Origin of the sequence: Dietzia maris (assembly GCF_036287335.1) — a bacterium.
GTDB lineage: Bacteria > Actinomycetota > Actinomycetes > Mycobacteriales > Mycobacteriaceae > Dietzia > Dietzia cinnamea.
Genome location: NZ_CP143053.1, coordinates 575,045 through 587,972, shown reverse-complemented (window position 1 = coordinate 587,972; position 12,928 = coordinate 575,045). Strand labels below are relative to the sequence as shown.

Sequence of the window (12,928 nt, the reverse complement as noted above, 5' to 3'; positions counted from 1 at the left end):
CGCGGGCTCGTCTCGTGTCCCGCCTTGCCGACCCGCCCATTATGGGCCACCGCGTCGGGAGACCTCAGCGCGGCACGAGCACCCCGACCGGTCCGCTGCCCAGACACAGCCCCGACAGCCCCGCGAGCGGGGAGACGGTGAGTCCGCTCCCCCCGCCGACGAGACGCACGTAGACCGTGCCCAGGCCCGCCTCGACGGGCACGACCGCGGGCTCGCCGTCGTCTAGGCGCACGGACACGTGACCGTCGGCCTCCGCGAACACGTGCAACCGCACCACCCAGTCGCGCCCGATCAGCGGCCCGTCCAGCTCGATCCGGGCGCCGTCCGCGTCGATCCGGTGGCCGCAGCCCGGGTCGGGGCCCTGTGGGAGCGAGCGGCCGGGCACCACGTCGGCCGGCCGGAGGATACCGCCCGTATCGATCACCACCGGCTCACGGGTCCACGCCCCCACCTCCGGCACACCGGACACACCGACGAGCAGCCAGGACAGCCGGTGCGCGGGGGCCGCGACGGGCAGTAGCACCTCGGGCGGGACGTCCTTGTCCAGCAGCGGTTCGGTGCGGTCGTGCAGCGCGGCGAGCAGCGGCTGGAGGTAGTCGCGGGCGGGCTGCTCGGCCCAGGTCTGCCGGTAGGTGACGGTCGAGACCGCGGTCGAGGCGAGCAGCGCCACGAGGCCGAGCGCGCCCGCGACCGGCCACCCGCCGCGCGTCGGTGCGATGTGCGTGCGGTGCGGCCCGCCTCGGGTCGCCGGCCCGGTTCCACGCCGCGGGGCCGCCAGGGCGAGGGCTGCCGCCGCGGCCAGTACGACGGGATATTCGGAGTGGTAGCGCAGCGTCTGGACGATCTCCGCGGCGGTGTCCGGACCGGCGCGGCCGACCGCCACGAGGACCACCGGGACCAGCGGGTACAGCGCCGCGCCCGCCCAGATCGCGCCGGTGCGGCGTCGGGTGGTCAGCGACCACGCCAGCACGGCCACGCACGCGGCCGCTCCGGCGATCACCGCGGCGAGGGGCGGGTCGGCCATCGGCGGACCGGGGTGCCAGCGATCCCACCGCCACGGCCCTCCGCCGAGCGTCGGCGCGACTGCCAGCCGGTAGGCGTGGTCGACCAGAGCCGCGAACCGCAGTGGTGCGCCGTCGCCTCCCGCCCCGTCTGCCGGGCCTACAGAGCCGGTCGCGCCACTCGCCGCGCCACTCGCCGCCCCGTTCGGGTCCGGGTCGAGCGTGCCCCCGCCGAGACGGCCGACGACGACGAGGAAGACCGCCGCCCACACCGCCACGATCACGGCCTGAGCGAGCCAGGCGGCGCGGGTCCGCCGCCACAGTGCGAGCAGGTCGGCGCGCGTTCCGCTCGTCGTCCACCACCCGCCCAGCAGCACGACGGCCGCGACCGCCGGGACGATGAGGGCCTTCTCCACGAACAGCAGCCCCAGCGCGGTGGCCATCGCCGCACCCACCGCGTGCCGCGTCCTGCCCGTGCGCGCGAGGAGGGCCATCGACGCGACGGCCAACGCCATCGCGGCGGTGAGCGGGAGCGCGTTGAGCGCCGCCGCCCACCATGTCGCGGCGGGCAGGCCCAGCGGGATCGCCAATGCCGCCGTCAGCGGGACGAGCAGGGCCGTCCGCCCCGACAGCAGCACCCACAGCATGCGGGCCAGCGCCGCGCCGGAGACCAGCTGGAGCAGTGCGATCTGCAGCAGCGGCATCCGGAAGTCCAGCGGCGCCAGATGGGCGGACAGCCAGACCAGGGCCATCCCGCCGGGCATGAGGTGACCGTCGTGGTCGGTGAACAGCAGGTCCGGATCCGGCCACGCGTGCCGGGCGGCCAGGCCGTGGAGGATGAGGTCGTCCCAGTAAAACCAGCCCGCCGCCGCGACCCACAGCCGCACCCCCGTGGCCGCCAGCACCACGAACGCGCAGGACACGAGCAATGCGCGGCGGCCGAGCACGGGGCGGGAGGGCGCGGGCGCGGACTCGGTGCACGGACCGGTCTCGGCGGCAGGATCCGTCTCGGCGGGTGCGGGGCTGCGGTCGGGGGTCGCGGGCGGCATCGCGGGCAAGGCTAGCCGGATCCCGGGCCCCGGAGTCTTCGGTGTCCGCGCGCGTCGGCCGGGAAAGTCCGCACACGCCGCCTCGGCCACAGCCGCGCGCGGCCATGGCGTCTCGCCCGTCCCCCTGCGCAGGCCAGACGCCATGGCGAGGAGCGACGATGGATATCCCGCGCATCCACGGGAGCGAGACGCCAGCGCCGGGAGCGAGACGCCAGGGAGGAGAGCGGCTGTGGGCCGGGCCGCGTGCATGCGCTCCCGCTGATGCGCAGCCGCGTCTGCTGATGCCCTGCCGCGGGCGGGGATGTCCGAGGCCGTCGCTAGGGTGCCCCGCATGAGTTCCGGAACCCCTCGTGCAGTCGGTGCAGTCGTTCTCGGTGTGGCCATGCTGGCGGGGATCGGGTGGTGCGCGGAAGCCGAGGACGGCGCTCCCGGCACGACCGGAACTCCCCAGAGCTCGCAGGTCGATCCGGGCGGGCCCGTCTCGTCGTCGTCGCCGATCCCACCGGCCTCGCCCGCGCCGGACGCGGGCAAAACGGCCGACCCCGCGCCGCCGGCCGACCCCGCGCCGCCAGCGGACCTGTCGGGCGACCCGCAGGTCATCGCCGCGAAGGTGGCGCTACCGCAACTCGAGGTTAAGGGCCGTGCGCCCAGGACGGGCTACGACCGCGACCTGTTCGGCCAGTCCTGGACCGACGACGTGTCCGTCGAATTCGGGCGCAACGGCTGCGACACCCGCAACGACATCCTCAAGCGGGACCTCACGGACCTCACCTTCCGGCCGGGAACCCGCGACTGCGTGGTCCTCACCGGCGTCCTCGAGGGCCCGTACACCGGGGAGCGCATCGAGTTCACGCGCGGACAGGACACCTCCTCGGAGGTGCAGATCGACCACGTGGTGGCGCTGTCGGACGCGTGGCAGAAGGGCGCCCAGCAGCTCACCGAGGAACAGCGGCGCGATTTCGCCAACGACCCACTGAACCTCATGGCCGTGGCGGGGTGGGCCAATCAGCAGAAGGGCGACGGCGACACCGCCACATGGCTACCGCCGCGTCGCGAGTTCCGCTGCTCTTACGTGTCACGGCAGGTGCTGGTCAAGGAGCGCTACGGGCTGTGGGTGACGGCCGCCGAGCGCGACGCGATGGACCGGATCCTGGCGAGCTGCTGACGCCCGGGGGCCCGGCGGGCCGGGCGGACTACTGAGCGGCGCACCCGGGCTGATCGACCCGCCCGGGCTGATCGATCCGGCCGCTCAGAAGTCGAAGAAGCCGCCGCCGTCGCCGCCGAACAGACCCCCGTCGAAGAACCCGCCGCCGCCGTCTCCCCCTCCGCCATCGCCGCCGAAGAGCCCGCCGTCGAAGAAACCACCGCCGTCACCACCGGCGTCTCCGCCCTCGCCACCGTCGCCGCCGAACAGGCCGCCGTCGAAGAAGCCCTCGCCGTCGCCGCCGTCAGCGCCGCCCATGTCACCGACGTCGGCGCCGCCCTCGCCGACCCCGGCCGCGAAATCCTCACCGGAGTAGCCGACGCCCGCCATTCCGGCGAACAGCATGTTGAACATCATCATCGAGCCCATCATCCAGGCGCCGGTGGCCAGCGCGGACGCCCACCAGGGCTCCGAGTACCAGCCCGCGGGCACCGGGCGGCCCGCCACGACACCACCCGGGTAGTAGTGCGGGGTTTCGTCGCTCGGGTCGGTGGCGGCCTTCAACTTGCGGCCCTCGACCTCGACCTCGCGGTCCTCGGTCACCCGGCCGGCGCGATCCTGGCCGGGGGTCGGCGGCAGCTCAGGGCCGGGGTCGAGGCCCATCGCCGAACGGGCGGCGCGCACGTAGTACAGGCCCTCCAGCGCGGTGTCCTTGGCCAGCTGGGCCTGCACGGGCGTGCGCGCCTTCTCCAGCTCCGCCACGGCGGCGGTGTAGCGCTCGGAGGCGTCGGCCATCGCCTGCTTCGACGCCTCGTCCGTGCCGTCGAGATTGAAGACCTGCCCGCCGAGCCGCTCGATCCAGCGGGACGCCTCGGCGCGGTAGTCCTCGAGATGACGGTTGTGGTGCGCCTCCAGCTGCGTCTGGCCCTTGTTCTGGCTGCGGGAGATCACAGCGACGGCCACCGCGATCACTGCGGCGATGAGGAGGAATTCCACGACACGACCTTTCTCGGTACTGGTTCCGAGGGTACCGAGAACGCGGGTTCGGGCGCGCCGTCCCGCCGGGGTCAGGGGCGCCGTCAGGGGCGGCCGTCCCCGCCGCTCACCACGCCCGCCTCGCGCAGGCGGGCCACCTCCGCCCGGCCGATCCCGAACCCGGTGAGCACCTCGTCGGTATCCGCCCCGCGAGGGCGTGGGCCGAAACGGACGGACCCGGGCGTCTCGGACATCTTCACCGGAATCCCGACGCTGCGGTACCCCTCCCGCTCGACCACCATCTCGCGGTGCAGGACGTGCGGCATCTCGAGTGCCTCGCCGACCTGGTTGACCGCCCCGGAGGGCACTCCCGCGGCGCGGAGCCGAGCCGCGAGGTCTTCACGGCCGATCGAGCCGACGAGATCCCCGAGGATCACCCGGAGCTCCTCCGCGTGCGCGAGCCGGTCGGAGTTGGTGCGGAAACGGGAGTCGTCGGCGAGGTCGGGCGCGCCCAGCGCAGCCGCGAGGGAACGGAACTGGCGGTCGTTGCCGGCCCCGATGAAGAAGGGACCGTCCACGCACGTGAAGGTCTCGTAGGGGCAGATCGTCGGGTGGGCGACCCCGGTCCGGACAGGCTGTTCGCCGCTCGCGAACCACTTCCCGGCGTGCGGGTGCAGGATCGACACGGCATTGTCGAGCAACGCTAGATCGATCAACTGCCCGCGCCCGGTCGACTCGCGGGCGTGCAGCGCCAGCAGGATCCCGTTCATCGCGTTGAGGCTGGTGACGATGTCGACCAGCGGGATGCCGATCCGCATCGCCGGGCCCTCGGGTTCTCCGTTGATGCTCATCAGGCCGGACAGCGCCTGCAGGACCGCGTCGTAGCCCGGCGCCCCGCCCAGGGGGCCGTCGACGCCGTACCCGGTGATGCGGCAGTGGATCAGTCGCGGGAACCGCTCGGCGATCACCTCGTCCGCCAGCCCCCACCGTTCGAGGGTCCCGGCCTTGAAGTTCTCGATCACCACGTCCGCGCCCTCGAGCATCCGCCGCAGCAGAGCCTGCCCGTCCTCGGTGCGCAGGTCGATGCTCACGTTGCGCTTGTTGCGGTTGAGGCCGTCGAAGTAGGCGCTGTGGTCGTCCCGCACGAACGGCGGCCCCCATCCGCGGGTCTCGTCCCCGTCCGGCGGCTCGACCTTGATGACGTCGGCGCCGTGGTCGGCGAGCATCTGCCCGCACAGGGGACCGGCGAGGACGCGGGACAGGTCCACCACCCGGATGTCGGTGAGCGCGCCGGTGCGCGGCATGTCGGTCACGGCTCAGGCTCCCGTCACGCGGTCGAGCCACGCGGCGGCGGGGCTCTCCACCGGGGCGCCCTCAACGATCAGGGGCCACGCACCGTCCATGCCGTCGCGGACCGCCGCGTCGGCGATCAGCGACTCCCAGTAGGCGGCCGAGCCGAACTCCCCACGCCACTGCAGGGCGGGCAGGGTCACGCGGTGCAGGGTGTGCTCGTGGGTCGTCCCGATCGCGCCGTGGACCTGGTGTGCGTTGCGGACGGCCACGGCGAGCGCCTGCGAGACGACGCTTCGCGCGACGGCCACCCGGAATCCGGACAGCGGACCGGCGAGGTCGGTGGCCAGTGCATCGGCGACGGCCTGATCGGCCGCCGCCCGGGCGAGGACGGTTTCCGCGGCGATGTCGACGACGAGGTTCTGCACCGACTGGAATCGGGCCAGTGGCCGGCCGAACTGGGTCCGCTCGGTGGTGTGCGCGACGGCCGAGTCGAGCATCCCCTCGGCGGCGCCCAGGCACTGCACCGCTCGCGCCAACGCTCCCCGCAGGACTGCGACCTCGACCGGGCCCGGCTCGACGGCGGTCCACTCGACGTCCTCGGGCGGCGTCACGTCGGCCAGCGGGACCGCGGAGACCCCTCGGGCCGCCGCGACGCCGGTCCGGCCGGTCCGCACTTCGGCCACCTCGTACCCGCCGGCCGGGCGGCCGCCCACCTCGTCGTCGTCCCCTCCTGCCGGTCGCACGAACAGGACGGTGTCGGTCGCACCCGCCCAGGGGACCCTCCGTGCGTGTCCGTCGGGGCCGAGCACCGCGAGGGTCGCCGTTCCGGCGGAGGTGTCGTCGAGCGCGGCGGCGCGGCGGAGGGGCCCGACGACGAGGTCGGTCTCGGCGTAGGGAACGGCCACTCCCGCGGCCGCGGACAGGCGGAGAAGGGCAGCCGCCTCGGCCCAACCGGCACCGCTGCCACCTGAGGTCTCGGGGGCGGTGAGCCGGGCGAGGCCGACCTCTGCCAGGGTCCGCCACACGGCCGCGGGGTCCGGCTCGATGCCCGGGCCGGAGTGCTCGGCCAGGACGTCGCCCATCATGGCCAGAAGGTCCTCGTCGACGGCGAGGTCGGCGGTCGCGGCCTGCTGGTCGGATGTGGCGGCCTGCTGGTCGGTGGTGGTCTGCAGATCAGTGGTGGCGTGGCTCATCGCATCCCCAGTCCCCGCGCGATCACGCCGCGCAGAATCTCGTTGGTCCCGCCGCGCAGCGTGAAGCCGGGGCGTTGATGGAGTCCGGCGCGGAGCAGGTCGGCCAGCTCGGACGCCGCCGCGTCGCCGTCGCCCGGCCGGAACTCGTCGCCGAGGCCGGTGGAGACCGCGTCGACGAGGTCCCCCTCCGTGGTGGTGCCGAGCAGCTTGACCAGCGCGGCGGCGGTGTCGGCGGGTTCACCTCGTTGGAGCGCGCCGGCGATGTTCTGGCTCAGCGAGTGCAGGCCGGCCATCCGCGCCACCGACCGACCCAGGTCCGCGCGGGCGGGCAGCGCTCCCTCCGCGACCGCCCCGATCTCGGCGGCGAAGAGGCGGAACGAGGACAGGAACCGCTCGGGGCCGCTGCGTTCGAAGGCGAGCTCGGAATTGACCTGCTCCCACCCGTTACCGAGGGCCCCGAACACCATGGCGTCGGGGACGAACACCTCGTCGAGGATCACCTCGTTGAAGTGGTGGTCGCCCGACAGCGACACGATCGGCCGGATGGTCACCCCCTCGCTGCGCAGATCGACGATGAACTGGCTCAGGCCCGCGTGGCGGATCGTGGTGTCGAGGGGCTCGGTCCGGCAGAGGGCGATGAACGCCTCGGCGTGCTGGGCGCCGGACGTCCACACCTTGGTTCCGGTGATCGACCAGCCGCCGTCGACCTTCACGCCCTTCGTGCGGACGCTGGCGAGGTCGGAGCCCGAGTCCGGCTCGCTCATCCCGATGCCGAAGCAGCACTCGCCCGCCGCGATCCTGGGCAGGTACTCGCGCTTCTGCTCCTCGGTGCCGTAACGCAGCAGCGATGGGGCGATCTGACGATCGGCGACCCACTGCGCGGCCACGGGTGCGCCCACGGAGAGCAGTTCCTCGGTGACGACAAAGCGCTCGAGGAATGTGCGACCGCGACCGCCGTACTCGGTGGGGATCGTCATCCCGACCCACCCACGCTCGGCCAGTCGGCGCGTGAAGTCCTCGTCCCACCTGGTCAGCCAGGTGTCGATCCACGGGGTCAGTCGCCCCGCCGCGATCTCGTCCGTGAGGAAGGTGCGGACCTCCGCCCGCAGGGCGGTCATCTCCTCCGATTCCAGGGTCGTGGGTGGGGCGAGCGCGGACCTCATCGGTGCTCCTCGGGTCGGGGTGCGGTGACCGGGGTTCGCCGGTCCGGGGATTCCCGGCGCCGGTAGTGACCGGCACCACGGGAACAGCATCGCACGGTCGCGAGTCTTACGCAATGACGGAATGGGGTACGTGTCTACGGATCACTGGGCTGTTTTCCGAGAGGCCGGATACTGTTACCTCATGACGGAGAGCGAGACGACGGGCGGCGATTCCGCGAGCGACGTCGGCCGGGCCACCGAACGACCACGCCACCGGATGGTCGACAGGGTCGCCGCGATCATGGAACTCGTCGCGCGTTCCGGCTCGGGGATGACGCTGACCGCGGTGGCCAAGGCCCTCGACGCGCCCATCAGCTCCACCCAGGGACTCCTCAACGGCCTGGTCGCCGTGGGATATCTCGACGAGCGGAACCGGATCTACACGCTCGGCACCGCCCCGTACCTGCTCAACGTGATCGCGGGACGCCCGCCCGTCACCTCGGTGTCCCACGAGCAGCTGGAGGCGCTGCACTCACAGACCGGGCTCACGACAACTCTGTCGACGGATGTCGGCGACGACCTGTTCTACGTGGACTTTGTCTCCTCCGACCCGCACTACGCCTACCTCGCGGAGAACAAACTGCGTCGCTCTCTGCTGCGGACCTCGTCCGGGTGGCTACTCCTCGCGGACCGCGAGCGGCGGGACGTATGGGCCTACCTCAACTCGCGGCCCGGAGAGGACGCCGAGTACGTCGACCGTTTCCTCGCCGCTCTCGACGACCTGATCGATACCGGGGTCTGCCTCGCGCCCGGCGTGGCCGTCGACGGCGGGGACGGCGTCTCCGTCGCACTGCGCGAGCGCGGCCGCACCATCGCGACGGTCGGCGTGATCGGCAGTCGGGCCGAGATCCTCGCCCGCAAGGACGAGCTCGCGAGCGTGTGCCTCGAGCACGCGGCCTCGTGGGGCCTCCGGTAGCCGGGAGGGCCCGCGGCCGCCGCCGGCTACCGCCCCTCGTACCGACCGGCGCGCTTGTCCCCGAACGCCGCGAGCGCTTCGTGGTGATCCTCGGTGTGGTGGGCCAGCGCCTGCATCGCCGCGGACAGCTCGAGCAGCGACTCCAGCGACTGGTGCTGGGATTCGCGCAGCAGCCGCTTGGCCATCCGGACCGAGTGCGGCGGGTTCTTGGCCACCCGGGCGGCGAGACCGCGAGCCGCGTCCATCAGGTCGTCGGGGTCGACCACCTGGTTGACCAGGCCCCACTCGGCGGCCTGCTCCGCCTGCACCCGGTCGCCGGTGAGAGCCATCTCCGCCGCACGCGCCGGACCGATCGCCTTGGTGAGCAGCCAGGCCCCGCCGTCGCCGGGGATGATGCCCAGTTGCACGAAGCTCTCCGCGAACCACGCGCTGGTGGACGCCACCCGCAGGTCGCACATCACCGCGAGATCGCACCCCGCCCCGACGGCCGGCCCGTTGACCGCGGCCACCACAGGGACCTCGCAGTGGTACAGGGCGCGGGGGATCCGCTGGATCCCGTGGCGGTAGCCGTCGCGGAGTTGATACGGCGACCCCCCGAACATGCCGGCCCGGTCGGCCATGTCCTTCACGTTGCCGCCCGCCGAGAACGCCGAACCCGCGCCGGTGAGCACCACGGCGCGCACATCATGGTCGGCATTGACCACCGCAACCTGCCCACAGAGGGCGTCGACGATGGCCGGATCCGAGATGGGGTTGCGGGTGTCCGGGAGGTTCAGGGTCCACGTCTCGATGTGGTCGGCTCGCTCGACGAGCAGGGGCGCTGAGGCCATGAGGGGACTTCTTTCGTGGTCGCGGAAACCGGCTCGCTATCTAACTACGTAAACCGTTACCCGACAGTATCGACCCGGCGCGTCACCGTCAACGATCACCGCCGTCTCGGGTCCGCCCGTACGCACGGTTGCGGAACGACAGAACCCCCGGCCGTGAGGACCGGGGGTCTGAGGAACTCTCTGCGGAGCCGCGTGTCGGAATCGAACCGACGACCTTTTCATTACGAGTGAAATGCTCTACCGACTGAGCTAACGCGGCGAGCCCTTGTGGGGCGACGCAACTATATCCGACGGACCCCCTGAGCCGAAAAACGGCCCGCGCCGGGACGCCTCCGCCGTCACTCCCCCGGCGCTCACGCCGGCCCACTCCAGCCTGGCGGGTCAGGAGCCGAGCGCCGCGCGAATCGCACCGACCATCGCCGACACCGCGAACTTCGGCTTGACGTTGACCTTGATCGCGGCCCGGCACTCCTGCACCGCCTCGATCGCCTTGAGGATCGAGGCAGCCGAATAGTGCCCGCCGAGGCGCGCAGCCTCCTCGGCCTTGTCGGGGTGGACCGCGGCGACGTCGCGGGCACCGAGCGCGACGATGAGTGCATCCCGGTAGAAGCCGGCCAGGTCGACCAGGGCGAGGTCCAGCGAGTCACGGGTGGAGCGGGTTCGCCGGGACTTCTGTGCACGTTCGAGTTCCTTGACCGCGCCCGTCGCCCCGCGGCCGGCGGACGCGGTGCCCTTACCTGTGCCGCCGGCGCCGAGGGCGGTACGTAATTCCTCGACCTCTCGCTCGTCCGACTCGGTGTTGCGCGCGAGCGCTTCCTGCTCGGCGGAACTGACGAGCCGGCTCGCGAGCGGGAAGGCCCGCCCGGGGTTGTGCATGACCATCGGCAGCTGGAGGACGACGTCCCGACGTTCGCGGGTCGCCTCATCGGTGGCCAGCCACCGCGCCCGCCCCACGTGCCCGGAGGAAACCGAGGCGGCCCACCGCGCGAGATCCGGCTCGATCGCGTCGCCGTCGGCGAGAAGGACCCGCTCGACCGCCTCGGCGTTCGGCTGGCGCAGCGCGACGTTCCTCGACCGCGAGCGGAGTGTGACCATGATGTCCATCGGATCGGTGGTCGGCGAGCACAGCAGGAACACGGTCCGGCTCGGCGGCTCCTCCACCACCTTGAGCAGCGCGTTGCCGGACTGCTCCGTGAGCCGGTCCGCCTCCTCCACCACGACTATCTGCCACCGACCGGTCCCTGGACGGCTGGCCGCGCGGTGGATGGTCTCCTTGACGTCCTTGAGGAGGATGTTCACGCCCTGCGGGGCGAGCAGGTGGACGTCGGCATGAGTTCCCGCCAGGACGGTATGGCACGCGCGGCACCGACCGCACCCCACCACGTCGGGGTCCTCGCACTGCAGGGACGCCGCGAATGCCATTGCCGCCACACTGCGTCCGCTGCCCGGCGGCCCGGTGAACAACCACGCGTGGACCATGCGCGGGTCGGACTCGTCCCACCCCTGGCCCGGGACGCGGGCACGGGCGGCCGTCGCGGCAGCGGTCAGCTCCGCCACGACGTCGGCCTGTCCGGCCAATCGTTCGAACACCCCGGGCATGGCCCCACCTTATCCCCGCGGACCGACACACCTGAGCCCCCACCGGCACCGGCGCGAACTAGGCTGGGACCGATGGAGCGCTGGGTCAGGTTGTTCAGGTGGCTGTGGGCCACCCCCTGGCCCGTGTATGCGCTCACGATGGTGCAGGCCAACATCATCGGCGCGGTCTTCGTGTTCTCGTTCCTGCGCTTCGTGTTGCCGGTGGACCGGTTCCTGGACCTCGACGAGTTCCGGTTCCTCAACCAGTACCTCTTCATCGGCTACCTGGTGCTGGCCTTCATCGGCGGAGTCATCGCCTCCACACTGCTCCTCTTACCCGTGCTCAGAGTGGACCGGGCGGGCGCGGAGTTCGACGGCGCCATCCGCCGCCGCACCCTGCGTCTGCCGTTCCACCAGGCGATCATCTCGGGCACGATGTGGCTCATCGGGACCCTGCTGTTCGCCGCCGTCAACGTCGGGCACTCCCCCAGGCTCGCCCTCATCGTGTCGGTGACGAGCCTCCTGGGCGGGAGCACGACCGTCCTCATCTCCTATCTCCAGGCCGAGCGGATCATGCGGCCGATCACCGTGCGCGCGCTGGCCAGCGGCGTGCCGGCCAACCGGCACGTCCCCGGCGTCCGGCGCCGGATCTTCCTGGGCTGGGCGCTGACGACGGTCATCCCGATCGCGGGCATCCTGCTCATCCTCACCGGCCACTGGTTCGGACTGTTCGGTGACGACCCCGGGACCATCCTCGTCGCGCTGGCGGTCCTGGCGAGCGTCGCCGTCATCGCCGGCGCCATCGGCATGGGGCTGGTCTCGGACTCGATCGCCGACCCCGTCCGCGAGATGCAAGCGGGTGTCAGCCGCGTCAAGCAGGGCGACCTCGAGACGCGCGTGACGATCTACGACAGCTCGGAGATCGGCCGCCTGGCGCAGGGCTTCAACGAGATGGTGACCGGCTTGCAGGAGCGCGAGGCGATCCAGGACCTGTTCGGCCGCTACGTCGGCGAGGACGTTGCCCGCAACGCCCTCGAGCGCGGCACCGAACTCGGTGGGCAGGAGCGGGAGGTCGCGGTGCTGTTCGTGGACCTCACCGGGTCGACCGAGTTCGCGGCAGCACACGAGCCCGCCGAGGTCGTGTCGGTGCTCAACGAGTTCTTCCGGATCGCGGTCGAGGCCGTCGACTCCAACGGCGGGTACATCAACAAGTTTCAGGGAGACGCACTCCTCGCGGTCTTCGGCGCGCCCCTGGAGGTGGACAACGAGGCCGGCCGCGCCCTGCGCGCCGCCCGCGCACTGCAGAGCCGCCTCGCCGAGCTGTCGCCGCTCTCCGCGGGCATCGGCGTCTCCTACGGGACGGTCATCGCCGGGCACATCGGTCACGCCAAGCGGTTCGAGTACACGGTGATCGGCGACCCGGTCAACGAGGCCGCGCGCCTGACGACGTTGGCCAAGATGGAGCAGGGGCACGTGCTGGCCTCGGCGGCGACGATCCACCACGCGGACGGCCCGGAAGCCGCGCGGTGGGTGCTGGGCCAGAGCGTCGAGTTGCGCGGCCGCGGGATCATGACCCAGCTCGCTCGGCCCCTTCGCCCCACCCTGGCGGATCGGTGGCAGGCGGGCGACGCCGTACGGCGGTCCGCGACCGACGCCGGGTCCGTCGCATCCGCGGCGTCGGACGCACGCCCCGCCGCCGCTCCGGCAGCCGACGCGGTCGTCGACGACGCGACGCTCTGACCGACCC

10 protein-coding genes and 1 tRNA gene are annotated in these 12,928 nt (G+C 72.3%); 3 read left to right on the top strand and 8 right to left on the bottom strand.

What is annotated here, in order from left to right; all coding sequences use genetic code 11:
• Window positions 1-64 precede the first annotated feature (64 nt).
• Window positions 65-2,050, bottom strand: a complete 1,986-nt coding sequence (locus VYL96_RS02655; RefSeq protein ID WP_061914175.1) for a glycosyltransferase family protein — start codon at window positions 2,048-2,050, stop codon at window positions 65-67.
• Between the two features lie 331 nt (window positions 2,051-2,381).
• Here VYL96_RS02655 and VYL96_RS02650 point away from each other — a divergent pair, with 331 nt between their 5' ends.
• A complete protein-coding gene (locus VYL96_RS02650; RefSeq protein WP_061914173.1) occupies window positions 2,382-3,215 on the top strand; it encodes an HNH endonuclease family protein in 834 nt (277 codons plus the stop codon).
• Between the two features lie 84 nt (window positions 3,216-3,299).
• On the opposite strand, the gene VYL96_RS02645 is transcribed toward VYL96_RS02650, so the two are convergent.
• The 4 genes from VYL96_RS02645 to VYL96_RS02630 all read right to left on the bottom strand — a co-directional run bounded on the left by VYL96_RS02645 (window position 3,300) and on the right by VYL96_RS02630 (window position 7,818).
• Window positions 3,300-4,190 (bottom strand): hypothetical protein, encoded by an 891-nt coding sequence (locus VYL96_RS02645; RefSeq protein WP_063935382.1) that lies wholly within the window; start codon window positions 4,188-4,190, stop codon window positions 3,300-3,302.
• Window positions 4,191-4,273: 83 nt separating this feature from the next.
• Entirely contained in the window at window positions 4,274-5,473 is a 1,200-nt protein-coding gene (locus VYL96_RS02640; protein ID WP_063935405.1) for a CaiB/BaiF CoA transferase family protein, read from the bottom strand.
• A 12-nt stretch (window positions 5,474-5,485) separates the two neighbouring features.
• Window positions 5,486-6,547, bottom strand: a complete 1,062-nt coding sequence (locus VYL96_RS02635; protein WP_063935404.1) for an acyl-CoA dehydrogenase family protein — start codon at window positions 6,545-6,547, stop codon at window positions 5,486-5,488.
• Between the two features lie 104 nt (window positions 6,548-6,651).
• Complete coding sequence (locus VYL96_RS02630) at window positions 6,652-7,818, bottom strand: acyl-CoA dehydrogenase family protein (protein ID WP_063935383.1); 1,167 nt, start codon at window positions 7,816-7,818, stop codon at window positions 6,652-6,654.
• 256 nt (window positions 7,819-8,074) lie between these two features.
• On the opposite strand from VYL96_RS02630, the gene VYL96_RS02625 reads away from it, so the two are divergent.
• Window positions 8,075-8,773 (top strand): IclR family transcriptional regulator, encoded by a 699-nt coding sequence (locus VYL96_RS02625; RefSeq protein WP_131885840.1) that lies wholly within the window; start codon window positions 8,075-8,077, stop codon window positions 8,771-8,773.
• Between the two features lie 26 nt (window positions 8,774-8,799).
• Here the strand turns inward: VYL96_RS02625 and VYL96_RS02620 are convergent, their stop codons facing one another.
• The 3 genes from VYL96_RS02620 to VYL96_RS02610 form a co-directional block, all read right to left on the bottom strand.
• Window positions 8,800-9,603 carry a crotonase/enoyl-CoA hydratase family protein gene (locus VYL96_RS02620; protein WP_063935385.1) on the bottom strand — a complete coding sequence of 268 codons (804 nt, stop codon included), beginning with the start codon at window positions 9,601-9,603 and terminating at the stop codon, window positions 8,800-8,802.
• A 186-nt stretch (window positions 9,604-9,789) separates the two neighbouring features.
• A tRNA-Thr gene (locus tag VYL96_RS02615) sits at window positions 9,790-9,862 on the bottom strand.
• A 122-nt stretch (window positions 9,863-9,984) separates the two neighbouring features.
• Entirely contained in the window at window positions 9,985-11,202 is a 1,218-nt protein-coding gene (locus VYL96_RS02610; protein WP_061227513.1) for a DNA polymerase III subunit delta', read from the bottom strand.
• A gap of 72 nt (window positions 11,203-11,274) precedes the next feature.
• Here VYL96_RS02610 and VYL96_RS02605 point away from each other — a divergent pair, with 72 nt between their 5' ends.
• Window positions 11,275-12,921 (top strand): adenylate/guanylate cyclase domain-containing protein, encoded by a 1,647-nt coding sequence (locus VYL96_RS02605; protein ID WP_061227514.1) that lies wholly within the window; start codon window positions 11,275-11,277, stop codon window positions 12,919-12,921.
• Window positions 12,922-12,928: the final 7 nt, after the last annotated feature.

Excerpts from the sequence above, each read along its gene's own strand:
- VYL96_RS02630 (WP_063935383.1), bottom strand. The coding sequence starts at position 7,818 with ATGAGGTCCGCGCTCGCCCCACCCACGACCCTGGAATCGGAGGAGATG.
- VYL96_RS02610 (WP_061227513.1), bottom strand. The coding sequence starts at position 11,202 with ATGCCCGGGGTGTTCGAACGATTGGCCGGACAGGCCGACGTCGTGGCG.
- VYL96_RS02640 (WP_063935405.1), bottom strand. The coding sequence starts at position 5,473 with ATGCCGCGCACCGGCGCGCTCACCGACATCCGGGTGGTGGACCTGTCC.
- VYL96_RS02655 (WP_061914175.1), bottom strand. The coding sequence starts at position 2,050 with ATGCCGCCCGCGACCCCCGACCGCAGCCCCGCACCCGCCGAGACGGAT.
- VYL96_RS02635 (WP_063935404.1), bottom strand. The coding sequence starts at position 6,547 with ATGATGGGCGACGTCCTGGCCGAGCACTCCGGCCCGGGCATCGAGCCG.
- VYL96_RS02625 (WP_131885840.1), top strand. The coding sequence starts at position 8,075 with ATGGTCGACAGGGTCGCCGCGATCATGGAACTCGTCGCGCGTTCCGGC.
- VYL96_RS02620 (WP_063935385.1), bottom strand. The coding sequence starts at position 9,603 with ATGGCCTCAGCGCCCCTGCTCGTCGAGCGAGCCGACCACATCGAGACG.
- VYL96_RS02650 (WP_061914173.1), top strand. The coding sequence starts at position 2,382 with ATGAGTTCCGGAACCCCTCGTGCAGTCGGTGCAGTCGTTCTCGGTGTG.
- VYL96_RS02605 (WP_061227514.1), top strand. The coding sequence starts at position 11,275 with ATGGAGCGCTGGGTCAGGTTGTTCAGGTGGCTGTGGGCCACCCCCTGG.